Origin of the sequence: Kitasatospora sp. NPDC058184 (assembly GCF_042883725.1) — a bacterium.
GTDB lineage: Bacteria > Actinomycetota > Actinomycetes > Streptomycetales > Streptomycetaceae > Kitasatospora.
In genome coordinates, this window is record NZ_JBHVVE010000014.1 from 137,564 (window position 1) to 161,452 (window position 23,889).

Annotated in this window: 27 protein-coding genes; 19 read left to right on the plus strand and 8 right to left on the minus strand. The window is 72.1% G+C overall.

Annotated features, from left to right (window positions below):
* The first annotated feature begins 2 nt into the window (after positions 1-2).
* The 10 genes from ACFVXH_RS25495 to ACFVXH_RS25540 all read left to right on the plus strand — a co-directional run bounded on the left by ACFVXH_RS25495 (position 3) and on the right by ACFVXH_RS25540 (position 9,381).
* Positions 3-1,298 carry a nucleotide sugar dehydrogenase gene (locus tag ACFVXH_RS25495; RefSeq protein ID WP_049650311.1) on the plus strand — a complete coding sequence of 432 codons (1,296 nt, stop codon included), beginning with the start codon at positions 3-5 and terminating at the stop codon, positions 1,296-1,298.
* A 90-nt stretch (positions 1,299-1,388) separates the two neighbouring features.
* Entirely contained in the window at positions 1,389-2,684 is a 1,296-nt protein-coding gene (locus tag ACFVXH_RS25500; protein WP_387827400.1) for a DUF445 domain-containing protein, read from the plus strand.
* Between the two features lie 135 nt (positions 2,685-2,819).
* Positions 2,820-3,860: an adenosine deaminase gene (locus ACFVXH_RS25505; protein WP_375874793.1), complete on the plus strand. Its 1,041-nt coding sequence runs from the start codon at positions 2,820-2,822 to the stop codon at positions 3,858-3,860.
* Positions 3,861-4,038: 178 nt separating this feature from the next.
* A complete protein-coding gene (locus tag ACFVXH_RS25510) occupies positions 4,039-4,611 on the plus strand; it encodes a toxin-antitoxin system HicB family antitoxin (protein WP_387827403.1) in 573 nt (190 codons plus the stop codon).
* Positions 4,612-4,719: 108 nt separating this feature from the next.
* On the plus strand, positions 4,720-5,559 hold the full coding sequence (locus ACFVXH_RS25515; RefSeq protein WP_049650301.1) for a DUF4097 family beta strand repeat-containing protein: 840 nt from the start codon (positions 4,720-4,722) through the stop codon (positions 5,557-5,559).
* Positions 5,559-6,530 carry an ATP-binding cassette domain-containing protein gene (locus tag ACFVXH_RS25520; protein WP_387827597.1) on the plus strand — a complete coding sequence of 324 codons (972 nt, stop codon included), beginning with the start codon at positions 5,559-5,561 and terminating at the stop codon, positions 6,528-6,530. Before ACFVXH_RS25515 ends, ACFVXH_RS25520 begins: the two co-directional genes overlap by 1 nt.
* Positions 6,527-7,330 carry an ABC transporter permease gene (locus ACFVXH_RS25525; RefSeq protein ID WP_387827406.1) on the plus strand — a complete coding sequence of 268 codons (804 nt, stop codon included), beginning with the start codon at positions 6,527-6,529 and terminating at the stop codon, positions 7,328-7,330. Before ACFVXH_RS25520 ends, ACFVXH_RS25525 begins: the two co-directional genes overlap by 4 nt.
* Before the next feature lie 166 nt (positions 7,331-7,496).
* A complete protein-coding gene (locus tag ACFVXH_RS25530; protein ID WP_049650298.1) occupies positions 7,497-8,087 on the plus strand; it encodes a hypothetical protein in 591 nt (196 codons plus the stop codon).
* 110 nt (positions 8,088-8,197) lie between these two features.
* The gene (locus ACFVXH_RS25535; RefSeq protein ID WP_387827409.1) at positions 8,198-8,734 is read left to right on the plus strand and encodes a hypothetical protein; all 537 of its coding nucleotides are present in this window, start codon (positions 8,198-8,200) and stop codon (positions 8,732-8,734) included.
* Between the two features lie 83 nt (positions 8,735-8,817).
* Complete coding sequence (locus tag ACFVXH_RS25540; RefSeq protein ID WP_074005061.1) at positions 8,818-9,381, plus strand: hypothetical protein; 564 nt, start codon at positions 8,818-8,820, stop codon at positions 9,379-9,381.
* 65 nt (positions 9,382-9,446) lie between these two features.
* On the opposite strand, the gene ACFVXH_RS25545 is transcribed toward ACFVXH_RS25540, so the two are convergent.
* Positions 9,447-9,845, minus strand: coding sequence for a hypothetical protein (locus ACFVXH_RS25545; protein ID WP_198959475.1), 399 nt, complete (start codon positions 9,843-9,845; stop codon positions 9,447-9,449).
* 388 nt (positions 9,846-10,233) lie between these two features.
* On the opposite strand from ACFVXH_RS25545, the gene ACFVXH_RS25550 reads away from it, so the two are divergent.
* Positions 10,234-10,740, plus strand: a complete 507-nt coding sequence (locus ACFVXH_RS25550; RefSeq protein ID WP_380743791.1) for an RICIN domain-containing protein — start codon at positions 10,234-10,236, stop codon at positions 10,738-10,740.
* Positions 10,741-10,847: 107 nt separating this feature from the next.
* Here ACFVXH_RS25550 and ACFVXH_RS25555 read toward each other — a convergent pair whose 3' ends face one another.
* From ACFVXH_RS25555 to ACFVXH_RS25570, 4 genes are all read right to left on the minus strand, one after another.
* Positions 10,848-12,437, minus strand: coding sequence for a ricin-type beta-trefoil lectin domain protein (locus tag ACFVXH_RS25555; protein WP_387827414.1), 1,590 nt, complete (start codon positions 12,435-12,437; stop codon positions 10,848-10,850).
* 578 nt (positions 12,438-13,015) lie between these two features.
* Positions 13,016-13,780, minus strand: coding sequence for a GNAT family N-acetyltransferase (locus ACFVXH_RS25560; protein ID WP_387827600.1), 765 nt, complete (start codon positions 13,778-13,780; stop codon positions 13,016-13,018).
* Positions 13,781-14,123: 343 nt separating this feature from the next.
* Complete coding sequence (locus ACFVXH_RS25565) at positions 14,124-14,309, minus strand: DUF397 domain-containing protein (protein ID WP_380743787.1); 186 nt, start codon at positions 14,307-14,309, stop codon at positions 14,124-14,126.
* A 3-nt stretch (positions 14,310-14,312) separates the two neighbouring features.
* Positions 14,313-15,158, minus strand: coding sequence for a DUF5753 domain-containing protein (locus tag ACFVXH_RS25570; RefSeq protein WP_380743785.1), 846 nt, complete (start codon positions 15,156-15,158; stop codon positions 14,313-14,315).
* Between the two features lie 228 nt (positions 15,159-15,386).
* Here ACFVXH_RS25570 and ACFVXH_RS25575 point away from each other — a divergent pair, with 228 nt between their 5' ends.
* Genes ACFVXH_RS25575 through ACFVXH_RS25600 form a run of 6 tightly spaced genes read left to right on the plus strand, consistent with a single transcriptional unit; the run spans position 15,387 to position 19,175 of the window.
* Positions 15,387-15,755 carry an ATP-binding protein gene (locus ACFVXH_RS25575; protein WP_387827418.1) on the plus strand — a complete coding sequence of 123 codons (369 nt, stop codon included), beginning with the start codon at positions 15,387-15,389 and terminating at the stop codon, positions 15,753-15,755.
* Positions 15,752-16,015 carry a hypothetical protein gene (locus ACFVXH_RS25580; RefSeq protein ID WP_074005068.1) on the plus strand — a complete coding sequence of 88 codons (264 nt, stop codon included), beginning with the start codon at positions 15,752-15,754 and terminating at the stop codon, positions 16,013-16,015. Before ACFVXH_RS25575 ends, ACFVXH_RS25580 begins: the two co-directional genes overlap by 4 nt.
* Positions 16,016-16,058: 43 nt before the next feature.
* Positions 16,059-16,445, plus strand: a complete 387-nt coding sequence (locus ACFVXH_RS25585) for a hypothetical protein (protein ID WP_049650290.1) — start codon at positions 16,059-16,061, stop codon at positions 16,443-16,445.
* Between the two features lie 43 nt (positions 16,446-16,488).
* Positions 16,489-17,310, plus strand: coding sequence for a class II aldolase/adducin family protein (locus tag ACFVXH_RS25590; protein WP_387827422.1), 822 nt, complete (start codon positions 16,489-16,491; stop codon positions 17,308-17,310).
* Between the two features lie 58 nt (positions 17,311-17,368).
* Positions 17,369-18,403, plus strand: coding sequence for a 2-dehydropantoate 2-reductase (locus tag ACFVXH_RS25595; protein WP_387827425.1), 1,035 nt, complete (start codon positions 17,369-17,371; stop codon positions 18,401-18,403).
* A gap of 34 nt (positions 18,404-18,437) precedes the next feature.
* Positions 18,438-19,175, plus strand: coding sequence for a hypothetical protein (locus ACFVXH_RS25600; protein ID WP_387827428.1), 738 nt, complete (start codon positions 18,438-18,440; stop codon positions 19,173-19,175).
* Positions 19,176-19,232: 57 nt separating this feature from the next.
* Here ACFVXH_RS25600 and ACFVXH_RS25605 read toward each other — a convergent pair whose 3' ends face one another.
* Both ACFVXH_RS25605 and ACFVXH_RS25610 read right to left on the minus strand, forming a co-directional pair.
* The gene (locus ACFVXH_RS25605) at positions 19,233-19,877 is read right to left on the minus strand and encodes a hypothetical protein (protein ID WP_387827431.1); all 645 of its coding nucleotides are present in this window, start codon (positions 19,875-19,877) and stop codon (positions 19,233-19,235) included.
* Positions 19,878-19,977: 100 nt separating this feature from the next.
* Complete coding sequence (locus ACFVXH_RS25610) at positions 19,978-20,433, minus strand: MarR family winged helix-turn-helix transcriptional regulator (protein WP_049650286.1); 456 nt, start codon at positions 20,431-20,433, stop codon at positions 19,978-19,980.
* Positions 20,434-20,653: 220 nt separating this feature from the next.
* Between ACFVXH_RS25610 and ACFVXH_RS25615 the strand changes: the two genes are divergently transcribed.
* Together ACFVXH_RS25615 and ACFVXH_RS25620 are read left to right on the plus strand one after the other, a co-directional pair.
* Positions 20,654-22,135, plus strand: a complete 1,482-nt coding sequence (locus tag ACFVXH_RS25615; RefSeq protein ID WP_387827603.1) for an MFS transporter — start codon at positions 20,654-20,656, stop codon at positions 22,133-22,135.
* A gap of 201 nt (positions 22,136-22,336) precedes the next feature.
* Entirely contained in the window at positions 22,337-22,999 is a 663-nt protein-coding gene (locus tag ACFVXH_RS25620) for a hypothetical protein (protein WP_380743773.1), read from the plus strand.
* An 8-nt stretch (positions 23,000-23,007) separates the two neighbouring features.
* On the opposite strand, the gene ACFVXH_RS25625 is transcribed toward ACFVXH_RS25620, so the two are convergent.
* On the minus strand, positions 23,008-23,844 hold the full coding sequence (locus tag ACFVXH_RS25625; RefSeq protein ID WP_387827434.1) for an NAD(P)H-binding protein: 837 nt from the start codon (positions 23,842-23,844) through the stop codon (positions 23,008-23,010).
* Positions 23,845-23,889: the final 45 nt, after the last annotated feature.

Genomic DNA, 23,889 nt, shown 5'->3' on the forward strand with positions numbered 1-23,889 from the left:
GCCTGGACGTCTGCGTGGTCGGGCTGGGCAAGCTGGGCCTGCCACTGGCGGTGCAGTTCGCGCTGAAGGGCCACCGGGTGACCGGCGCGGACATCGCGCCGGGCGTGGTGGACAGCGTCAACCGGGGCGTGCCGCCGTTCCCCCGGGAGGCGGGCCTGGACCAGGCGCTCAAGCGGGTCGTCGCCGAGGGCCTGCTGCGGGCCACCACCGACACCGCGGCCGCGGTCGCCCGGGCCGAGGCCGTCGTCGTGGTCGTCCCGCTGGTCACCGCCGCCGACGGCAGCCCGGACTTCGCCCTGCTGGACGCGGCCACCGACGCCGTCGCGGCCGGGCTGCGCCGGGGCACCCTGGTCAGCTACGAGACCACCCTGCCGGTCGGCACCACCAGGGAGCGCTGGGCGCCGCGGCTGTCGGCCCGGTCGGGGCTCGCGGCCGGGACGGACTTCGCGCTGGTGTTCAGCCCGGAGCGGGTCCGCACCGGACGGGTCTTCGCGGACCTGCGGCGCTACCCCAAGCTGGTCGGCGGCCTGGACGCGTCCTCCACCCGGCGCGGCGCCGAGTTCTACCGGGCGGTGCTGGACTTCGACCCGCGCCCCGACCTGCCCCGGCCCAACGGCGTCTGGGAGCTGGCCTCGGTGGAGGCGGCCGAGTTCAGCAAGCTCGCCGAGACGACGTACCGGGACGTGAACATCGCGCTGGCCAACCAGTTCGCCCGCTACGCGGACGAGGTCGGGGTGGACTTCGCGGAGATCGCCGACGCCTGCAACTCGCAGCCGTACAGCCACCTGCACCGGCCGGGCATCGCGGTCGGCGGGCACTGCATCCCGGTGTACCCGCGGCTGTACCTGTGGAACGACCCGGGGGCGACGGTGGTCCGGGCGGCGCGCGAGGCCAACCTGGCGGTGCCGGGGTACGCGGTGGGCGTGCTGGCGGGCGCGGTGCCGGGCGGGATCGCCGGGCAGGGCGTGCTGGTGCTCGGCGCCTCGTACCGGGGCGGGGTCAAGGAGACGGCGTACTCCGGGGTGTTCCCGCTGGTCGAGGCGGTGCGGTCGGCGGGCGCGCGGCCGTACGTCAGCGACCCGCTGTACGAGGCGGAGGAGCTGGCGGCGCTCGGGCTGCCGCCGTACGGCGGGGAGCCGGTGGTGGCGGCGGTGCTGCAGGCGGACCACCCGGAGTACCGGGACCTGGCGCCGGTGGACCTGCCGGGGGTGCGGGTGCTGCTGGACGGGCGGCGGTGCACGGACCCGAAGCGCTGGGCGGGCGCGGAGGTGCGGCGGATGGTGCTGGGCGGGGAGTGAGGCCCCTCCTCGCCCGGCCTGTGAGGCCCCTGGGGCGCGTGATCGCGATGCGCGCCCCCGTCCGCGCCGGGCAACGGGCAGACTGGCGGGGTGAGTGACGATGCCTTCAGCGGGACCGGCCCCGGAGTCCGGTTCACCGCGGCCGACGAGGAGAAGAGACGCGGCGTCCGCCGGATGAAGACCATCGCGACCGGCCTGCTGGCCTTCGCGACCCTGGTCTTCGCCCTGGCCACCTGGGCCAAGGCGGCCGGCGCCGGCCCCTGGGCCGGGTACGTGGCGGCCGCCGCCGAAGCGGGCATGGTCGGCGCGCTGGCCGACTGGTTCGCGGTGACCGCGCTGTTCCGCCGGCCGTTCGGCCTGCCGATCCCGCACACCGCGATCATCCCGACCAAGAAGGACGCCTTCGGCCGCTCGCTCGGCGACTTCGTCGGCGAGAACTTCCTCTCCGGCCACGTGGTCCGCGGCCGCCTGGCGGCGCTCGGCATCGGCCGCCGGCTGGGGGAGTGGCTGGCCGCGCCGGGCAGCGCCGAGCGGGTCACCAAGGAGGCCTCGGCGGCGCTCCGCGGCCTGCTCGCGGTGCTCCGCGACGACGACGTGCGGGCGGTGGTCGCCGAGGCGGTGACCAGGCGGGCCGCGGCCACCTCGGTGGCGGAGCCGATGGGCCGGATGCTCGGCAAGGTGGTCGCGGACGGCGGGCACCACGGGGTGGTGGACCTGGTCGCCGTCCGGGCGCACGGCTGGCTGACCACCAACCACGAGGAGGTGGTCCAGAAGGTCACCCAGAAGACCCCGGGCTGGACGCCCAGGTTCATCGACCACCAGGTCGGCGAGCGGGTCTACAAGGAGCTGATGCGGTTCGTCACCGAGATCCGGGACGACCCGGACCACCCGGCCCGCGGCGCGATCGACAACTTCCTCGCCGACTTCGCGACCGAGCTGCAGACCGATCCGGAGACCATCGCCCGGGTCGAGCGGGCCAAGGGCGAGCTGCTGGCCCGCCCCGAGGTGCAGGACCTGATCAACTCCACCTGGGCGGCCGTGCGCACCCTGGTGATGGGCGCGGCCGAGGACGAGGACAGCGAACTGCGCCGGCGCATCCGCGACGGCGTGCGCCGCTTCGGCGAGCGCCTGGCCACCGACCCCAAGCTCCAGGCCAAGGTGGACGGCTGGATCCAGGACGCCGCCCAGTACCTGGTCGACACCTACCGCACCGAGATCACCTCGCTGATCTCCGAGACGGTGGCGGGCTGGGACGCCGACGACGCCTCCCGCAAGATCGAGGCCAACGTCGGCCGCGACCTCCAGTTCATCCGGATCAACGGCACCGTGGTCGGCGCCCTGGCCGGGCTGCTGATCCACACCGTGGCGGTCGCGCTCGGGGGGTGAACCGGGGACGGCGCCCCCGGCGTGGGCCTATCCTGGGCCGAACTTCGCGATACGCGCGTAGAAGCACGGAGAAGGAAGAAGGGAACCACCGTGGTCCAGCCGGACGGAAGTCGGATCGTCCCCCACACCAGCCGGATCGGCTCCACCGACCGGAGCATCGAGGCGTTCATCGCCGGGATGCCCAAGGCGGAGCTGCACGTCCACCACGTCGGCTCGGCCTCGCCGCGCGTCGTCGCGGAGCTGGCCGCCCGGTACGCCGGGAACTCCAAGGTGCCGACCGACCCGGCGGCGCTCGCCGAGTACTTCACCTTCACCGACTTCGCGCACTTCATCGAGGTCTACCTCAGCGTGGTGGACCTGGTCCGGGACGCCGAGGACGTCCGCGCGCTCACCTACGGCGTCGCCGAGGACATGGCCCGGCAGAACATCCGGTACGCCGAGCTGACCATCACCCCGTACTCCTCGGTCCGCCGGGGCATCCCCGAGGTCGCCTTCATGGAGGCGATCGAGGACGCCCGGCTGCGCGCCGAGAAGGAGCTCGGCGTGGTGCTGCGCTGGTGCTTCGACATCCCGGGCGAGGCCGGGCTGCGGTCCGCCGAGGAGACCGCCCGGCTGGCCACCGAGCTGGGCCCCGAGGGCCTGGTCAGCTTCGGCCTGGGCGGCCCGGAGATCGGCGTGCCGCGCCCGCAGTTCAAGCCGTACTTCGACCGGGCCCGGGCGGCCGGCCTGCACAGCGTGCCGCACGCGGGCGAGACCACCGGGCCGGAGACGGTCTGGGACGCGATCCGGATGCTCGGCGCCGAGCGCATCGGGCACGGCACCCAGGCGGTGAAGGACCCGGCGCTGCTCGATCACCTGGGCGAGCACCGCATCCCGCTGGAGGTCTGCCCGACCTCCAACATCGCCACCCGGGCCGTGGAGCGGATCGAGGACCACCCGATCAAGCGGATGGTGGACGCCGGACTGCTGGTGACGGTCAACAGCGACGACCCGCCGATGTTCGGCACCGACCTCAACACCGAGTACGCGGTGGCGGCGCGGCTGCTGGGCCTGGACGAGGCCGGGGTGGCGGGGCTGGCCCGCAACGCCGTCGAGGCCTCCTTCCTGGACGGGGCGGGCAAGACCCGGCTGACCGGGGAGATCGACGCCTACCTGGCGGGCTGGCAGCAGGCCTGACCTTCCCGCGGTCCGCGTTTCCCCTGGTGAACCGCCCCGTCGACCCCCTCGTTCCCGGGGGTCGGCGGGGCGGTTCCGTGTTCCGGCACGGGTTGGCGTCACCGCCGTTCGGGTGATGGCGCCACAGTGGTGCCATAAATGCTCGACATGGTGCCATCGCTGTGCCATGCTTACGGCCATGGACCTCACGCCATATGTGGAAAACCTCCGGAACGAGCTCGCGGTGGCCGCCGCCACGGGCGGGGACGAAGCCCGCGCGCTGGCCGAGCGGCTGACGCTCCCGCTGGAGTCGGCCGTGCGGCTCACCCTGCTCAACGCGCTGTCGGCGGCCATGGGAGAAGTCACCCGCGACCTCGCCCCCGGCTCGGTGGACGTGCGCCTGCGCGGACTCGACCCGGAGTTCGTGGTGACGGCGCCGCCCGGATCGGATGCCTTCCACGGCGATATGGCACCACCGTCGGCGCCGGTGGCACCAGTCGTGCCGACCGTGGTGCCACCGGTGGTGCCTCCGGTGGCGTCGGAGTCGGACGAGACGGGCACCGCCCGGATCAACCTCCGGCTGCCCGCCCACCTCAAGGCCCGGGCGGAGGAGGCCGCCGTCGAGGCCGGCCTCTCGCTCAACGCCTGGCTGGTCCGGGCCCTGGCCGGCGCCCTGGAGGGCGGTGAGCCGGCCCGCCGGCCGGTCGCCGACCCGGGCAGCCGGGTCCCGCGCAGCATGGGCGGCCAGGGCTTCACCGGCTGGGTCCACTGACAGCTCCGTAGCGCCCGCAGCACCTCCCGCACCACCTTCTGCACCTTCGACGTCACCCCCGCTCCGACCAGCGGGGACACCCACACGAGTCAAGAGGACGGGACAGCCATGCCTACGTACGAGACCGACGGACCGATCTCCGCCATCCTCGAGTTCGACATCGGCTCGGTCTGGATCAAGGCGAGCAAGCGCACCGACGCCGTGGTCGAGGTCCGGCCCGCCAACCCGGCCAAGGAGGCGGACGTCAAGGCCGCCGAGCAGACCCAGGTCGACTTCTCGGGTGGCCGGCTCGGCATCAAGGCGCCCAAGCAGCGCTCCGTCTTCAGCGGCAAGAAGGGCGCGGTCGAGATCCTGGTCGAGCTGCCGGTCGGCTCCGAGGTCCACAGCGAGTCCCCGATGGCCGAGTTCGTCACCGAGGGGGCGCTCGGCGCCTGCCGGCTGAAGACCTCGCTCGGCCGGATCCAGGTCGAGCACGCCGACAGCGCCCGGCTCGACAGCGGCTTCGGGGACATCCGGCTCGGCGGGACGGCCTGGGACGCCGAGGTCTCCGGAGCCGGCCGGATCGAGATCGGCTCCGTCGGCGGCCGGCTGACGGTCAAGAACAGCAGCGGCGACACCGAGATCGACGAGGTCCGCGGCGAGCTGCACGCCAACGCCTCCAACGGCCGGATCCACGTCGGCCAGGCCGAGGGGAACGTGACCGCCAAGTCGGCGCACGGCCACATCCGGGTCGGCCGGGTGGTCCGCGGCCAGGTCACCCTGCAGACCAGCGTGGGGGACGTGGAGGTCGGCATCGCGGAGGGCACGGCGGCCTGGCTCGACGTGCACAGCAAGGTCGGCGGCGTCCGCAACGACCTCGGCCCCACCAAGGGCCCGGGCGACGCGGTGGAGACGGTCGAGGTCCGCGGCCGCACCCAGGTCGGCAACGTCATCGTCCGGCGGGCGTGATGGCGGCGAACGCGGCGGCCCCGGCGGACGCGGCGGTCCGTTCGCTCCCGGCGGTCTCGGCGACGGGGCTCACCAAGTCCTACGGGGACAAGGCGGTCCTGCGGGGCATCGACCTGGAGATTCCGGCGGGCAGCGTGTTCGCCCTGCTCGGGCCCAACGGCGCCGGCAAGACCACCACCGTGCAGATCCTCTCCACCCTGATCCCCGCCGACGGCGGCTCGGCCCGGGTGGCCGGGCACGACGTGGAACGCGAGGCGGACGGGGTGCGGAAGGCGATCGGGGTGACGGGCCAGTTCTCCGCGGTGGACAACCTGCTCACCGCCGAGGAGAACCTGCTGCTGATGGCCGACCTCAACCACCTCCGCCGTCGGGAGGGGCGGAGGCGGGCCGAGGAGCTGCTGCGGCGCTTCGACCTCACCGAGGCCTCCCGCGAGGCCGTCGCCACCTTCTCCGGCGGCATGCGGCGCAAGCTCGACCTCGCGATGACCCTGGTCGGGGACCCGAGGGTGATCTTCCTGGACGAGCCGACCACCGGGCTGGACCCGCGCAGCCGGCGCACCATGTGGGAGATCATCCGGAGCCTGGTCGCCGACCACGGGGTGACGATCTTCCTCACCACCCAGTACCTGGAGGAGGCCGACCAACTCGCCGACCGGATAGCCGTCCTGGACGGCGGCCGGATCGTCGCCGAGGGCACGGCCGAGGAGCTGAAGCGGTACACCCCCGGCGGGCGGATCCGGCTCCGGTTCACCGACGCCGGCTCGCTGGCCGCCGCCGCCGCCCTGTTCCCGTACGCCACGGCCGACACCGAGGCGCTGCGGCTGGAGATCCCGGGGGACAACTCCGTCCTCACGGTGAAGGCCGTGCTGGACGCCCTCGACAACGCGTCCGTGCAGGCCGAGTCGCTGGTCGTGGAGACGGCCGACCTGGACGACGTGTTCCTCCAACTGACCGGGGAGGGCACGCGATGAGCACGGCCACGCACACGGCCACGCGTACAGCCACCAGTACCGCCGGCCACGCGCTCGGCGACTCGCTGACCATGCTGCGCCGCAACCTCAAGCACGCGCTGCGGTACCCGTCCCTGACCTTCGCGGTCGTGGTGACGCCGGTCATGATGCTGCTGCTCTTCAACTACGCCTACGGCAGCACGCTGGGCGCCGGCATCGGCGGCGGCCACTACATCGACTACGTCACGCCCGGCATCGTGCTGATGGCGGCCACGTCCGGGGCGCTGGTCACCGCGATCGGCATCTGCACCGACATGACCGAGGGCATCGTCAACCGCTTCCGCACGATGGCGATATCGCGCTCCGCCTTCCTGGCGGGGCACGTGGTCGGCAGCGTCATCCAGACCATGATCGGGCTGGTGCTGGTGGTCGGCACGGCCCTCGCGATGGGCTTCCGGCCCAACGCCGGACCGGTGGAGTGGCTGGCCGCGGCTGGGCTGCTGCTCTTCCTCACCATCGCCCTGACCTGGATATCGGCCGGCATCGGCCTGGTGGCCAAGACGGTCGAGAGCGCCAGCAACATGCCGATGCCGCTGCAGTTCCTGCCCTTCATCGGCAGCGCCATCGTGCCGACGGACTCCATGCCCACGGCGCTGCGCTGGTTCGCCGAGTACCAGCCCTTCACGCCCATGATCGAGACCCTGCGCGGGCTGCTGCTGGGCACCGGGATCGGCAGCAGCGCCTGGATCGCCCTCGCCTGGTGCACCGCGCTGACGCTGGTCGGCTACTTCTGGTCGCGGAGCGTCTTCTACCGGCGGTGACGGGGGTATCGCCGGTGCGCCGGGTGACCAGGGCCGAGTGACCAGCGCCGGGTGACCAGCGCGGAGTGACCAGGCCGGGCGGCCCGGACAGCGGAGCACCCGCCGTCCGGGCCGCCCGGCACCCCCGTAGTAAAGTCCCGGCAAAGGGCAACTCCGGGGGGAGCAAATGACGGTGACGCGCCGCGGGCAGGTCGTCTGGTGGCTCCGTGGCGCGGCGCTGGCGGCCTTCCTGGTGTACCTGCCGGGCTACTTCTCCTCCCGCCAGGGCGGGCTGGTCGAGGTCGAGCGCTGGCTGAACCACCCGGTGCTGCTGCTCGGCACGGCCGTCACCCTGGCCATGGCCTCGGCGGTGGCCCAGGTCGAGTTCCGCACCAGGTGGGCGCAGATCGGTTTCGCGGCCGTCCTGTCGCCGCTGCTCGTCATCGGGGCGGCGGTCGGCGGCCTGGCGTACGTCTTCGGCGGCGACGGCCGGCTGGTCGACCGCAAGCCCGACCCGAGCCGCTCCGACCACGTGCTGAGCGTCACCGACGTCGCCTTCTCGATCGATCCGGTCTACCGGGTGGAGCTGGTGGCCGGCAGCGGCTGGTCGGCCCGTCACTGGGGCCTCGGCACCTGGGAGGAGGACGATGGCTTCGTCAGGGCCGAGTGGTCCGGTCCGGGCCGGATCACGGTGACCTTGGAGAAGGAGATCGAGGTCTTCACTGTGGGCGAGGACGGGACGCCGGCCGGCCCGTCGTCCACGCCCCGGCCGCGGTAGCGGGCCTGTAGTAGGGTCCGCGCCAAAGTTCGGTCAAGAACCGCCGGGGGGCGAAGGTGACAGCGGTACGCCGCAGAGGGATCGCGTGGGGGCTCAGAGGCGTGGCGCTCGTGGCGCTGTCGGCCTACCTGGTGGGCCGGCACGCCTCCCGTTCGGGTGGGCTGGTGGAGCTCGAACTCTGGTTCCACCGGCCGGTCCTGCTGGTCGGGGCGACGGTCGTGCTGGTTCTGGTCTCGTTGATCGTCGAGCTGGACTTCCGTACGCCGGAGTCGCAAGTCGGCCTGGCCGGCGGCCTGGTGGCGCTGGTCCTGCTCGGGGTGCCGCTCGCGCTGTCGACGCTCGCGGCCGGGGACTCCGGGGTGCGGACCGCGCGGGAGGCCGCCCCGGGCCACCCGGACCGGGTGCTCGTCTTCACCGATGCCGCCGACTCGTTCGAGCCGGACCGCCGGGTGGAGCTGCTGACCGGCAGCGGCTGGTCGGCGCGCCACTGGTCCCTCGGTGCCAGGGGGCCGGGCGAACGCCTGCTCAGGGCCGAGTGGTCGGGCCCGGACCGGATCACGGTGACCTCGGAGAAGGAGGTCCAGGTCTTCACTGTGGGCGAGGACGGGACGCCGGCCGGCCCGTCGTCCACGCCCCGGCCGCGGTAGCGGGCCTGTAGTAGGGTCCGCGCCAAAGTTCGGTCAAGAACCGCCGGGGGGCGAAGGTGACAGCGGTACGCCGCAGAGGGATCGTGTGGGGGCTCGGAGGGGCGGCGCTCCTGGCGCTGCTGGCCTACGCGGTGGGTCGGTACGAGTCCCGGTCGGGAGGGCTCGTGGTGGTCGAGCGCTGGCTCGACCACCCGGTCCTGCTGGTCGGGACGGCGGTCGTGCTGACCGCCGTCGCGTTGTACATCGGGATGGAGTTCCGGACCTGGGTGTCGCAGATCGGCTGCGCCGTCGCCATGGTGGCACTGGTCTTCGGTGGGCCGCTGATCGCGTTCCTGGCGCTCGTGAGCGGCGAGGGGCGGACCGCGCGGACGGCCGCCCCGGGCCACCCGGACCGGGTGCTGACCATGACCAACGTGGCCTCGATCGACCCGGTCTACCGGGTGGAGCTGGTGGCCGGCAGCGGCTGGTCGGCCCGCCACTGGAGCATGGGAATCTGGGACACCCGGGGCGGCGACTTCGTGCGCGCCGACTGGTCCGGCCCGGACCGGATCACCATCACCGGCCGCAGGAAGCTCACGGTCTTCGACGTCCACCCGGACGGCAGCCTGAGCGCGCCCCGGGAGGAGCCCAAGCCCCCGGAGGGCTGAGTCCGGCCCGGCCCTCCTCCGAAGTCCGGGGGAGGGCCGGGGCGTTCGGGCTCAGCGGGGCGGTGTCACCACGTGTCGATGTGCATCGTGTTGGCCGCGTTGTGGATGGCGTTGTAGTGCGGGATCGACATGTCGGACCTCTTCTGGCTCGCCGGCAGGTTCTTGTCGGCGGCGCGGAACTCGTCGCGGGCCTCCGCCAGCAGGCTGACGCCGTGGGAGACCGGGACGTCCTTCGTGCCGTGCGCCGGGTGGGACTTGGCGGCGGTCTTGCTGCCGGCGTTGATCAGGGTGCCGCGGGCCTGGTTGTAGTCGGCCACCTTGATCGTCTTCGGGTTGCGGAGCTCCGCCTGCACCCCCGCGGTCGGCGGCGTCTGCTCGGCGGCCAGGGCGGCGGGAGCGGCGGCGGTGGTGAGCGCACCCGTCACGATGACGGTGGCGAGGGCGTTGCGGAGGGTCCTGTGCATGAGGGTGTCCTTCCGATAAGAAAGCATCAAGGATTTCGCGCCCGCCGTGATGATGAAACGGTCGGGATGCGAACGTCTCGGCCCTACCCCGGCCCCCGGTGGCGGAAAACCGGCTTCCGTTCCGGGAATTCGCAGAGGATGAGATCAGGCCTTTTTCTGATCATGCGCAAATAGGACTGGCGTAATGGTGAGCCGAGGGACTGCGCCGGAGGGAGGGGGAGCCCGGGCGCAACTCCGCGCTGCGGCAGACGGGGCAATGCGATTCGTGCGTTGACTCCACCCGGGTTACTTGCCGTTGCGGGCGCCCGGTGCGGGTGGTTCCCTCGGCTCCGTGGCCCTGTACGCGGTCACGGAATTCGAGGAATCACCCTCGCAGAAGGAGAGATCCTTGTTCAGCATCAAGAAGGCGGCTGCCGTCGCGACCGCCGCCCTGGCCGTCACCGGCGCGGTGGCCTCGGCCTCGCCCGCCTCGGCGGGCGAAGTGCGCGTCGGCGGCCAGGAAGTGCGCTTCTACAACGAGTCCGTGAACGGCTTCCTGGACTCCGCCAAGTACGGGACCGACGCCATCACCTGGCAGGCCAACGGCACGGTCTGGCAGGACTGGATCCTCCGCCCGACCCCCGGCGGCTACCTGATCGAGTCCAAGGGGAAGCCCGACAAGTGCCTCCAGGCGTTCGCGGAGCCCGGCACGCCGATCCCGCTCGTCGCGTGCAACCCCAACATCCCGACCCAGCAGTGGCAGATCGACCGGACGGGCGACAGGTACGTCATCGCCGAGGCCACGGACCAGGACTACGTCATCGCGGCGCAGAGCAACGGCGCCAACGTGGTGAAGGCGCTCCGTGACGACAGCCCGCGTCAGCTCTGGGACGTGGTTGCCCCCGCCGCCCCCTGAGCCTCCGGCGACACCTTCCCGCCCCCGCCGGACGATCCGGCGGGGGCGGGTTCGTGTCCCGGGGGCTCCGGCTCACGACGGCGAACGCCGGGGCCGGGTGATCCGGGTCAGTAAAGGTAGGTGCCCCAACGCTGTTCGGCGCGCCCGGTGCACGGTTCGATGGTGATCTGGTTGCCGTACCCGTTGTCGGTCAGGCACTTGTTCCGCTCGGCCACCGAGTAGACCTCGTACCAGCCGTCTCCCTTGCCGAAGAAGGCCCACATGCCGTTGGCGGTGGCGTCCCAGTGGTAGAGCTGGACGTCGCGGTTGTTGGAGCCGGCGAGGTTGAGGACCTGCGCGTCCCGGAGGCGGCTGGTGAGCGCGTACTGCGGGACGCCGTCGCCGGTGTCCCCCTTGCGGTCCAGCCGCCAGCCCTGGGAGGCCTCGTTCGGGTTGTGCTGGTTCCAGGCCTGGATCTTGTTGCCGTCGCCGAAGGCGCCGTTGGCGGAGTCGACCGCCCGGCCGGTGCCCTGGTTGACGAGGGTGACCCAGGAGCCGTCGGGGTGGCCGCCGCGCTGGCCGTTGTTGCCCGCGCCGTGGGTGCCGCGGTCACCGCCGCCGCTGGGGATGTCGTTGACGGTGGCGGGGAGTTCCTGCCCGCAGCCGACCTCGTACGAGGCGGTCTCGTACCAGTTGACGTCGCTCGGGGCGTTGAGCTTGACGCTGCTCCGCAGTTCGCGCTTCGCGACCCCGTTGACCGGGTTCTTGAGCGTCACCGTGTACGTCCCGGTGCTGTCGGCGTGCGCGACGCGCACGTAGAGGGCGCCCTTCCGGCCGGGGTTGACGGTCACCTGGCGCGTGCCGGTGTACTCGTTGGTGTAGGACCACTTGTGCCCGTACTGGGTCTCGATGCTCAGCGACACCTTGGTGATGAGCGAGCCCAGGATCCCCGGCGAGGTGGACAGCCCCACCGACACGGACGTGCTGTCCTCGGAGGTCCGCGACTGCCGGAAGCTCAGGGACATGGTGTCGGCCGTGGTCTTCCCCGGGGCGCAGTTGCTGTGGGTCTCCCCGCGCTGGTAGTCGGTGAAGCCCTGGGTGTAGCTCTCGCTCCGGTAGGTGCAGTTGGCGGTGTTGTTCGGGTCGCCCGGGAAGTAGCCCTGGGCGCAGGCCTGCAGCCAGTCCTTGTCGCTGACGGCCTTGGGCCACTCGGCGTTGAACTTCTGCGCGTCGGAGTTGTTGCACCCGTACGCCCACGGCTGGACGCCCTCGGCGAAGTTGCCGTTGGGGATGTCCACGCAGAGCTTGTTGCCCTCGGTGGTGTAGATCGGCGTCCCCTTGGAGTTGTAGTACCACCAGCTCTGCGTGGGGTTCTTCCGGTTCGAGCAGGCGTCGAGGACCAGCGGCGTCTGCTGGTCCGTCCGACCGCCCTCCATGGACAGGCACTTGCCGGTCGCCTTGTTCCGGATCTGGTAGAGGCCGCCGTTCCAGTACCAGATCTGCGCGTCGGAGCCGTTGCAGGTCCACAGCTGCACCTTGGGCCCGGTGCCGTTGGACGCGTCCAGGCACAGGTCCGGCCGCTTGTCGGCGGTGAACGACAGCCACGAGGAGTCCGCTTCGGCGCTCGCGGCCGGGGCGAGGAGGCCGACGAGGCCCAGGGACATGAATAAGGCCAGGAGGGCGCTCAGGTAGCGGCGGTGAGAGCGGCGCTTTTCCATGGGTTCTCCGAACTGGATACTCGACACGGCCGGATCGCGGGCCGTGGCGTCATTGCACCGCCAGTTGGTAGACAAAAGATCAACACCGGTACGGGAGGGCCGTTGCCGTCCTCGCCGGGATGGGGAACGCGGAAGGGTCCGGCACCTGTGTGGTGCCGGACCCTTCCGGTGATGGAGCGCCAGGCCCGGGTTGCACGGACTCTTCCTACTGAAAGTAGGACGTGCTCTGGTAGCACCGCTGACGCCTGGCGAGGAATCATGTTCCTCGCGACAGAAGAAAGATTAGCAGCTCAACGCCGGTGTGCCGAATCGTGGTTCGGGGGCGACCGGGCCGGCGGGCGCGGCCCTTGTCGCCGGGGTGGGGAACGCGAAAGGGCCCGGCACCTGTGTGGTGCCGGACCCTTCCGACTGTGGAGCGCCAGGCCCGGGTTGCACGGACTCTTCCTACTGAAAGTAGGACGTACTCTGGTAGTACCGCTGACGCCTGACGAGGAATCATGTCCCTCGCGACATCAGGAATATTAGCAGTTCAGTGCCGGTGTGCCGAATCGCGGTGCCACGAGGCCGGGCGGGCAGGCTCAGGGGGTGACCGCGTACTCGGTGAACCCGCCGCAGGGCCGGAATCCGAGGCGGCGGTAGACGGGCTCACCGTCGGAGGAGGCCTGGAGGACCGCGGTGCGGTAGCCCGCGTCGTAGGCCGTGCGCAGGGCGGCCAGGGTGACGGCTCCGCCGTAGCCACGCCGGCGCTCGGAAGCGAGGGTCGCGATGTTGTAGATCCCGGCGACCCCGGCGAAGAGGAAGACCTCGGCCGAGCAGACCGGTCGCCCGGCCACGTACCCGACGAGGTAGCGGGCGGGGCAGTCGGGGGAGAGGGCGTACTCGGTCGCGTCGGCGTAGAAGCGGCGGACCGTGGCGGCCGGCGGGTCCCAGTTCGCCGCCACGATCGTCGCGTAGTCGGCGAGTTGTTCGGGAGTCGTCACGAGACGGATGTCCAGGCCGTCGGCGGACGGCTCCGGCGGGGCGGTGTGCAGGTCCAGGCACATCCCGGTCTCGGTCTCGGAGGCCTGGAGGCCGGCGGCGGAGAGGAGGGCGGGGAGATCAGGGGGAGTGGTGGCGGGGCTGACCCACCAGGAGAAGGGGCGGCCGGTCCCGGTGAGCGTCCGGACGGTCTCCGCGATCCGGGAGGGAGCGGTGTCGGCGGTGAAGCGTGCCGCCGCAACGATGTTGAAGGTGTCGTCGTCGAGCCCGCTGTCGGCGACGACGAGGTCGGCGGTCTCGGTGACGGTCGCGTGCTCCAGGTGGCGGTGCAGGTGGCAGGCGTGCTCGGCGAGGTTCTGTTCGATGCTGCTGTGCAGGTCGGGAACGGGTGGCTTCGTCTGGTCCATGCCCGCCACGATGTCAGTCGGGGGAGAGGATGCCGAGTGATTAAGTGCCGGGGGGAACGCGAAAGGGTCCGGCACCTGTGTGGTGCCGGACCCTTCCGGTGATGGAGCGCCAGGCCCGGGTTGCACGGACTCTTCCTACTGAAAGTAGGACGTGCTCTGGTAGCACCGCTGACGCCTGACGAGGGCTCATGTTCCTCGCGCTGAATGAAATATTAGCAGCTCAGTGCCCGTGCGCCGAATCGGGGCCGCCGGGGCACCGGCCGGAGGGTGGAGCGGGCCGGCCGGTGCGGCGGGGGAGGCGTCAGACGTCGAACTCGCCCGCGCGGATGGCGGAGACGAGGTCGCGCCATTCGGTGGGGGTGAGCTGGGCGACGGCGTCGGGCAGGAGGCTGCTGCGGACATAGACGGCGTCGGTGGTGATTGCTACCTCTGGGCAGTTGCCCGCATTGGAGCACGCGTTGGGCCGGGTCCAGGAACGGTTCTCCATCGGCTATATCTCCTTCTTGATCTTCGCGATCAGATCGCGGGAGTCGGCAACCGAGAGAGACCTGTCAGCCATCTGTTCAACGACTGCGCGGTACTCCTCCAGGTGCTCAGCCAGATGGAGGAAGATCGGGCCCTCCATGGAGTCATAGCTGACGGTGTCGAGCCTGGGTACGAGCCCGTTCGCGTAGTAGATGGCCTGGCCGGGTCCCTTGAAGCCTCCAGCCGCGAAGCTGATCACTCGAAGCGTGACATGTGGCAGCTGGGACAACTCCAGCATCCAGTCCAGCTGTTCCCGCGCCACGTCACGGCCGCCGAACTGCATGCGAAGAGCCGCCTCGTGGACGATCGCCGTGTATGGATGGGTGCCTTTCGCCATCAACATCTCGGATCGCAGCATCCGTTGCTCGACACGCGTCTCAACGACGCGCGGAGTCAACCGGACCTGGTTGTCCTGGAAGATCGCGCGACTGTAGCGCTCCGATTGCATGGGGCCCGGCGGATGGCAGATCTGGTACGAGTACATGCCCTTCGCATGGTGCTCGAACTCGCAGATGTCGAGGAAGCCCTGCGGAACCGATCCGCGATACTCCTCCCACCAACCCTTGGTCTTGTCGCCCGCAATCGCCGCGAGGGCCTCGACGTACTCGGAGTCGGCTTCGCCGTACTTCTGAGCCAGCGCGACCACTCGTTCGGGAGACACGGAGTAGGTCGCCTGCTCGATGAGTGTGATCTTCGTGCGATCCACGCCAAGGACGGTGGCCGCCTCTGTGGTGGTCGTACCGGCGGCATCGCGCATCTTCCTCAGCTCGATGCCAACCCGCTGCTTGCGTGCACTTGGGGTAGGTGGCATGTGCCCAAGCATCCACCGGGGCACTACAGCGAGTCCAGCCGCATTTAGGGGTACATGTGTGAGAAGTGCTCGCACATGTACCGTCCTATGCCCTACAGTCTGTGATGCACCGATCACCGAACGGATCGTCAGTAACGCCGCTCGGGCACCGAAGAACACCCATGTCCAGTGGGTTCGTTCACGGCGACGCATCCGCCGGTCTCACCCTTTCCCCCATCGGGAGACACTGTGCGCAACATCAACTCCCCCTCCCTCACCCTCTCCCGCGACGCCCTCCGCGACGGCATGGCCAGCGCCGGCTGGCCGCCCTCCCTCATCGCGGACGCCGAGCTCGCCATGGTCGAACTCATCGTCAACGCCTGGCGCCACGGCGAGACGACCTCCCCGGTCATCCTCATCGACCACCGCGTCGACACCCTCCGCGTCGCCGTCTCCGACCGCAGTCCACTCCCCCCGACCCTGGGCCCCCACGCCCTCCTCTCCGAGACCGGCCGGGGCCTCCAGCTCGTCGCCGGCCTCACCCACCGCTGGGGTGTCGACCCGCAGCATCTCGGCAAAACCGTCTGGTTTGAGCTGCGGCAGGACGGTGCCGCGTGAGCGCCCACCACCCGATCCACCCCGCCGACCCGGCCCTGCTCCACCTCACCTCGCGCCAGGTCACCGAGCTCATCGTGGAACTCCGCACCGAGGGCCGTGAGTTCGGCCTCCTCTGGCCGTCCGCCATCCCCGGGGACATCAACCTCCACGGCCGCCGCCTGGTCGACATCGGCAACGTTCCGGCGAGCACTCTGATCAACCTCCTCGCGCTCATGCGCGAGTACAAGCGCAACCGCGACGTCCGCCACCGGCTGGAGTGACGACACCTTCCCGGGAACAGTCCCGCTCTGTGATCCTGTTCGCATGCTGCTCCCCGACGTCGCCTCGCAGACCGTCCTCATCGAAGTGGTCCGGATCGCGGATCCGAGGAGCGCCTACGGCTCGGACTCCGTCACCGGCGAGGTCCTCACCGTCTGGGATTCCGAGCACCTCCGGCAGGCCCTCGACCTGATGGGCGAGCTGCCGGAGGGCGAACTGCGCCGCTGTTTCGCGCCCGGGTACGGGATCCGAGCGCACGGCCCCGGCGGGCTCCTCTTCGAGGTCTCCTTCTGCTTCAGCTGCCACGGCGTCTGGCTCGCCGGCCCCGGGGTGCCGTCCGACCTCCACGGCATGCAGGCCTTCGACGCCGACAGCCCGCCCGCCCGCGAACTGCTCCACCGCTTCCGTACGTCCGCCGGAAATCCGGCGTGACACCTCACCCCTGACCGGACCGACCGCACCCCGAGGAGCCGCCATGCCCGTACCGCAGCAGCCCGCCGACCCGTACGCGGCGATCGGCGTCGTGGGCCCCGCCCCCGAAGGGGTCACCCTGCCGTTGCCGCCGGTGTTCGACTCGGTGGGGGAGGAGCGCCGGTACCGCAAGGAGCAACTCGCCGCGGGCTTCCGACTGTTCGGGCGGTTCGGCTTCTCGGAGGGCGTCGCCGGGCACATCACCGTCCGCGACCCGGAGCACCCGGACCGGTTCTGGGTGAACCCGTTCGGCATGAGCTTCAGCCAGATCAAGGCCTCCGACCTGATCCTGGTCGACCACGAGGGCACCCTGCTGCACGGCACCCGCCCGGTGAACCGGGCCGCCTTCGCCATCCACTCCCAGGTGCACGCCGCCCGCCCCGACGCGGTCGCCGCCGCCCACTCGCACTCGCTCCACGGCAAGGCCTTCTCCAGCCTCGGCATCCCGCTCGCCCCGCTGACCCAGGACGCCTGCGCCTTCTTCGAGGACCACGGCCTGTACAGCGACTACCGGGGCGTCGTGACCGACACCGAGGAGGGCAAGAGGGTTGCCGCCGCGCTCGGCAGTCACAAGGCCGTCATCCTGCAGAACCACGGCCTGCTGACCGTCGGCCAGTCCGTGGCCGAGGCGGTCTGGTGGTTCGTCACCATGGAGCGCTCCTGCCAGGCGCAGCTGCTCGCGATGGCGGCCGGCACCCCCAAGCCGATCGACCGGGAGACCGCGCTGATCACCCGGGGCCAGGTCGGGACCCCGCTGGCCGGCTGGTTCCAGGCCCGCCCGCTGTGGGACCAGATCACCGCCTCCGACCCCGACCTCTTCGACTGACGGTCCCCGCCTTCCCCGTCCGCCTTCCCCGTCCGCCCACCCCTCGGAGAAGCCCCCCGTGCCCGCCACCCCCGCCCAACGCAGGCTCCGGATCGCCGTGTTCGGCGCCGGCTCCATCGGCTGCCACCTCGGCGGCATGCTCGCCGCGACCGCCGACGTCACCCTGATCGGGCGGCCGGCGGCGATGGCGGCGATCGACGCGGCCGGGCTGACCCTCACCGGCCCGGGCGGGGCCCGCCGCGAGGTACGGGGCCTGACCGCCGCCACCGACCCGGCGGCCGTGGCCGGCGCCGACCACGTCCTGGTCACCGTGAAGTCCGCCGACACCGCGACCGCCGCCCGCGAACTCGCCCCGCACCTCGGCCCGGACACGGTGGTGGTGAGCTTCCAGAACGGCCTGCGCAACACCCGGGTGCTCGCGGCCGCGCTGCCCGCCCACCGGGTGCTGGCCGGCATGGTCCCGTACAACGTGGTGCGGACCGGGCCCGCCGCCGTTCACCAGGGCAGCGGCGGGTCGCTGATGCTGGCGGCGGGGGAGGGCGCCGCCGCCCTCGCCGGGGCGGCCCGGGCGAGCGGGCTCCGGCTGGACCTGCGGCCGGACATGCCGGCCGTCCAGGCGGCCAAGCTGCTGCTGAACCTCAACAACGCCGTCAACGCGCTCTCCGGGCTTCCGCTGCGCGAGCAGGTCGGGCAGCGGGCGTTCCGGCGGTGCGTGGCGCGCTGCCAGCGGGAGGCGCTGGCGGCGTTCCGGGCCGCCGGGGTCGCACCGGCGCGGCTCGGCCCGGTGCCGCCGGGGCTGATGCCCTGGGTGCTCGGCCTGCCCGACGCCCTGTTCCAGCGGCTGGCCGGGGCGAGCCTGCGGATCGACGCCACCGCCCGCTCCTCGATGTGGGAGGACCTCCAGCGCGGCCGCCCCACCGAGATCGACTCGCTCCAGGGCGAGATCGTCGCCCTCGCCGAACGCCACGGCCTCACCGCCCCCGCCAACGCCCGCCTGATCACCCTCGTCCGCCGGGCCGAGGCCGCCGCCCCCGCCGCCACCCCCGCCTGGACCGGCCCCGCCCTCCTTGCCCAACTCCCCCCGGCCCGCTGACGGCTGGCGCCCGTCGACCTGGTTGGATCGCCGCATGACGGACTGGTCGCGCCTCCACCACGCCTACGGCTCCGCCGAGGACGTACCCGCCCTGCTGGACCGGATCGCGGCGGAGCCCAGCGGCGAGCTCTGGAACGACCTGTGGTCGGCCCTGTGCCACCAGGGCAGCGTCTACCCGGCCAGCTTCGCGGCACTGCCCTGGCTGGCCGACCTGGCCGGGCGCGGGGACCGGGACCAGGCGGTCAACGCCGTGGTGCTGGCGGGCGCGATCACGGCCGGCGCCGACCAGCTGCACGAGGCGGGTGACGTCCGCGCGGAGCACGCGGCGGAGATCGCCGGCCTGCTGGCAGCCGCGAACCGGTACCTGCGGACGGCCACGGACCGCGGGGAGTACGTCCACCTCCTGGAGGCCGTCCTGGGCTTCGAAGGCGTCGCGGGGTGGAGCGAGGACCTGGCCTGGGGGCTCGGGAGCGAGGAGTACGAGGTCTCCTGCCCGGGCTGCGGGGAGGGCCTGTTCATCGTCTTCGGCGAACGCGGCCACTTCTCCACCGGCGAGGACTACGCGCTCGCCGACGGGGACATCGAGACCCGGCCCCTGCGGCCGGCCGACCCCGCGGACCTGGACGGCATCGGGCGGCGCCTCCACGACCTCGCGCTCGCCGACGGACAGCGCGAGGTCGCGCACGCGCTCACCCACGTGTTCGGCGGTGCGACCTGCCCCGACTGCGGGACCGACTTCCCGGTCGCAGACCGGATCCGGGCCTCGGGCTGAACCGCTTGCCGAGCTGCGACCGGCGGGCGGCGGGCGGCGCTTGCGGGCGGGCGCCGCTCAGTAGTCGAACCAGACCACCAGCCGGACGTTGTCGTCACCGTGCTGCGAGGCGAGGGCCTCCATGACCGTCCAGACCGGCTTCCACTCGCCGTCCTCGCGGACGGCGTCGCGGCGGTCCATCCGCTCGGAGCGGTAGACGATGTCGTCGACCACCCACTCGCTGCCCTCGGGCCAGGTCCGCACCTCGCCCGGCTCCGACCCCGGTCCCGGTGTCGGCACCGGTTCGGGAATGCCGAGGGTCTCGCCGAAGCGCCGGTTCCAGGCGCTCTTGCCGACGAGCGTGAGCCCGTCGGGGGTCCGCCGGTACTCGTGGAGCCGGCTGTCGGGTGCCTCCGCCGGCTCGGCCCAGTCCACGGCCCTCACCTCGGCCCAGGTGATCCAGGTGGTGCCGTAGAAGGTGGTCCCGTAGGTGTCCACCGCCGCCCGCACGGTCTGCGAGGCGTCCGGCGGCAGTCCGCGATCGGCGGCCAGCGGACGGAAGTTGGCGTGGTTGCGGACCCCGAAGAGGCAGCCGAAGGCGTCGTAGTTCCTGGTGGTGTTGAGGAGGTCGAGGGCGACGGCGGCCTGCCAGGCCGGCTTCCCGTCCTCGTCGCGCGGGAACCATGCCCGGCACTCGATGAATCCGTTGATGTCCGTTCCCATGCCGGGCATTCTCCAGGCCGCCCCGCGCGAGAAGTCGGCCCCGCCGACTTCCCGTGCGCTCCCCTGCCGGGCCGACGTCCCGCGCGGCGCCCGCGTCGGCTCAGTCGCGCGGCCAGGGGCGGCCGTCGAGCCGCTCGATGCCGGTGTTGAAGCGGCGCAGGAAGCCGGCGAAGGAGGCGATGTCCTCCTCCGGCCAGTCCGTCATCACGAGGTTCAGTGCCCGTACGTGCGCCTCGCGTTCCGCGTCCAGCCGGCGGCGGCCCTCCTCGGTGAGGCGGAACTTGCGGGCGATGCCGCCGTCCGGGTCCGGGATGCGTTCGAGCAGTCCCGCGCTCTTCAGGGCCGCCGTCTGCCGGTTGAGGGTGGAGACGTCCAGGGCGAAGGCGTCGCTCAGCTGGCCGATGGACATCGGCCCTTCGGCGTCGACCCGGCTGAGCAGGATGTAGGCGCTGCGTTCGAGCTGGCTGCCCTCGGGGCGGGCGTTGACCTGGCTGAGGTCGCGGTGCCGGGCGAACACCAGGAACTCGAGGGCGACCTCGTGCGTGGGGCTGGTCATGTCGAAGTCCCTTCATCACCGCTTCGACCTGCGGGTTCTCCGTGGATCACCCTTCAGTATGCCAGAGGCATGCGCGGCACACATGATGTGCATCGCGCACATCCTGTGTAAGCTGACCGTCTTGTGTTTCATGCACATCGTGTGTTTTGTGCATGTTTCCGCTCTCGAACGCTCTTCGAACGTTCTTCGACTGCTCTTCGACCGCCCGAGGAGGCCCGTCATCAACGGCCCCGCCCCCACCCCCCGCACCGGTCCGATCGTGGCGGTGCTCGCCTTCACCGGCACCGTCGCCGCGATCATGCAGACCCTGGTCACCCCGCTGATCAGCCAGCTCCCGCAACTCCTGCACACCAGCGCGTCCAACGCCTCCTGGGTCATCACCGCGACCCTGCTCTCCGCCGCCGTCTTCGTCCCGATCAGCGGCCGCCTCGGCGACCTCCTCGGCAAGCGGACGATGCTCATCGCCTCCTGCGTCCCGCTGCTGCTCGGCTCGGTGCTGTGCGCGGTGGCCGACTCCGTGGTGCCGATGACCGCCGGACGGGCCCTGCAGGGCATGGGCATGGGCCTGGTGCCGATCGGCATCAGCCTGCTGCGCGACGTGCTGCCGCCCGAGCGGCTCGGCTCGGCGATCGCCCTGGTCAGCGCCTCCATGGGGATCGGCGGCGGCCTCGGCCTGCCGATCGCGGCCGGCGTCGCCGACTACGCCAGCTGGCGCGTGCTGTTCTGGGGCACCGCCGTACTGGCCGTCGTCATCATCGGCCTGCTCTGGGTCATCATCCCGGCCCCGGCCGCTTCCGCTTCCTCGGACGGCCGCCCCGCCGCCGGCGGCCGCTTCGACTACGTCGGCGCGATCGGCCTGAGCGTCGGCCTGGTCTGCCTGCTGCTGCCCGTCTCCAAGGGCGGCGACTGGGGCTGGGGCAGCACCCGGACCCTCGGCCTGTTCACCGCCTCCGCCGCGATCCTGCTGCTCTGGGCCCGCTGGGAGCTGCGCGTCACCGAGCCGCTGGTGGACCTGCGGGTCACCGCGCGCCCCCGGGTGCTGCTGACCAACGCCGCCTCCGTCCTGGTCGGCTTCGGCATGTACGCCCAGGCGCTGATCGTGCCGCAGCTGCTCCAGCTGCCGGAGGCCACCGGCTACGGGCTCGGGCAGTCGATGCTGGCGATGGGCCTGTGGATGGCGCCCGGCGGGCTGATGATGATGGTCGTCTCCCCGTTCGGCGGCAAGCTGTCGGCCGCGCGCGGACCGAAGTTCACCCTGGTCGCCGGGGCGCTGACGATCGCCGTCGGGTACGGGCTGGCGCTGCCCCTGATGGGCTCCACCTGGGGCGTGCTGATCGTGACGATCGTCTGCAACAGCGGCGTGGGCCTGGCCTACGGCGCGATGCCCGCGCTGATCATGAGCGCGGTGCCGCTGACCGCGACGGCCTCGGCGAACAGCTTCAACACCCTGATGCGCTCGCTGGGCACCTCGGTGTCCGCCGCCGTGATGGGCGTGGTGCTGTCGCAGATGACCGTCACCCTGGGCGGCCACACCCTGCCCTCGGAGGGCGGCTTCCGGGTCGGCCTGGTGATCGGCTGCGCCGTCGCGCTGATCGCGGCCGCCGTCGCCGCCGTCATCCCCGCGCCGCCCGCGTCCCGGCTGCGCTCCGTTCCGGTGCCGGCGGGGGCCGGCGCCGAGGAGGCGGACCAGGCCAAGGCCTGAGCTCCGCCGGTCCTCGAAGCCCCGCCCCGGGCGCGCCGTGCTCGCGCGCCCGGGGCGGTTCGTCTTTCCCGGTCCGCCGTTCCGCCGGGCCCGGGCCACTCGGACGGGTCAGGAGCTGTCGCTGTGGAGCGGGATGTTGCCAAGCATGGGGACGTACGGGCCCCTCGGCCGCCGAACACCGACCAGGAGAGGGATCCCTCGGTGCGTGAACTCCACAGTCCCCCCAGCCACCGCCGACCGGGCCGGAGGTGGACGCCGCAGCGGACGGTCGCGCTGATCGTGGCGGCCTCCGGTGTCGCCGTGCTCGCGGCCTGCAGCAGCAGCTCCTCGGGCACGGCGGCCGGTTCGGCGTCGGCCACGCCGCCCAACGCGGGCGCCTTCTCCGGCGAGCCGCCCTCCGCCGTCGCCTCCGCCGCCGAGTCGCTGCTGGCCTCGGCGTCCGCGGCCATCGCCTCGGCCTCGGAGGCCTCGGCGGCGTCCGTCGCCTCCAAGGCCGCGGCGGCCTCCGCCTTCGAGGCCTCCGTCTCGGCGCAGCAGGTGACGACCAGGGAGAAGGCCGCCTCGGTGCTCAGCGGGGAGCCGGACGGCGGCAACGCGGTGAACGACGTCGCGATCACCGGCATCAACCGGCAGAACACCGGCGGCCTGCACGCCGTGGTCGTCACGATCCGCAACCGGGGGCTCGAAGCGGCCTCCTACGCCGTCCAGGTCGACTTCACCGACACCAGCGGCAAGACCGTGGACAGCGCCGTCGTCGGCGCCGAGAACGTCCCGGCGAACGGCACGGCCGAGCCCGTCGCCTTCAGCAGGCAGCCGGCCGACCGGACGCTGCTGCCGGTGGTGGTCAAGGCCGTCCGGTACTGACCCCCGGCCTAGCGGAAGTCCGCCGCGTGGTCCCGCACCCAGCTGCGGACATCGCGCGGCGGACGCCCTAGCACCTCCCGCACGGTGCCGGTCACCCGCTCCGGCTCCCGGGTGAACGACTCCCAGGCGCGCAGCCGGGCCGCCACGAACGCGGCGTTCCCCCAGGCCGCCGTCAGCTCCTCGCGGACCGTCTCCGGCGGCAGCTCCTCCCACCGCACCGCGACGCCCAGCTCCTCGCCGATGATCCCGGCCGGCTCGGCGTGCGAGAGCGACTCCGGGCCGGTGAGCACGTACGCGGCGCCGCCGTGCCCGTCCTCGGTGAGCGCCCGCACCGCGACGTCCGCGATGTCCCGCTCGTGCACCAGTGATCGCCGCGCCCGCCCGTACGGCCGGCGGAGCACGCCCTCCCGCACCTGGTCGGCCCAGGCCGGCAGGTTGCCCGCGAAGTCGATCGCCCGGACGAAGGTCCACTCCAGGCCCGAGCGCCGGATCAGCCGCTCGATCTCCTGGTGGAAGACGACGGCCGGCTCGTCGTCGGCGAGGTCCGCCACGTCCGTCGACAGGCAGACGACCCGCCGGGCGTGCCGGGCGATCAGCTCCACCACCCGGGGCCGCACGGGCAGCCCGGGCCACATCAGGTAGACCGCCTCCACCCCGCCGGCCAGCGCGGGCTCCAGGCTCTCGGGCCGCGTCAGGTCGCCCTGGACGGCCTCGACGCCCGCCGGGAGCCGGGACGCCGCCTCGTCCCGCACCAACGCCCTTGCCTCGTGGCCGCCTTCGACCAGCGAGGCCACAACGTGCCTGCCCACACTGCCGGTTGCGCCGATCACCAGAACCTTGGTCATGCCCGCCCCCGACACCGGTGCGCCCGGGGCTATGCCCGGGCGGCT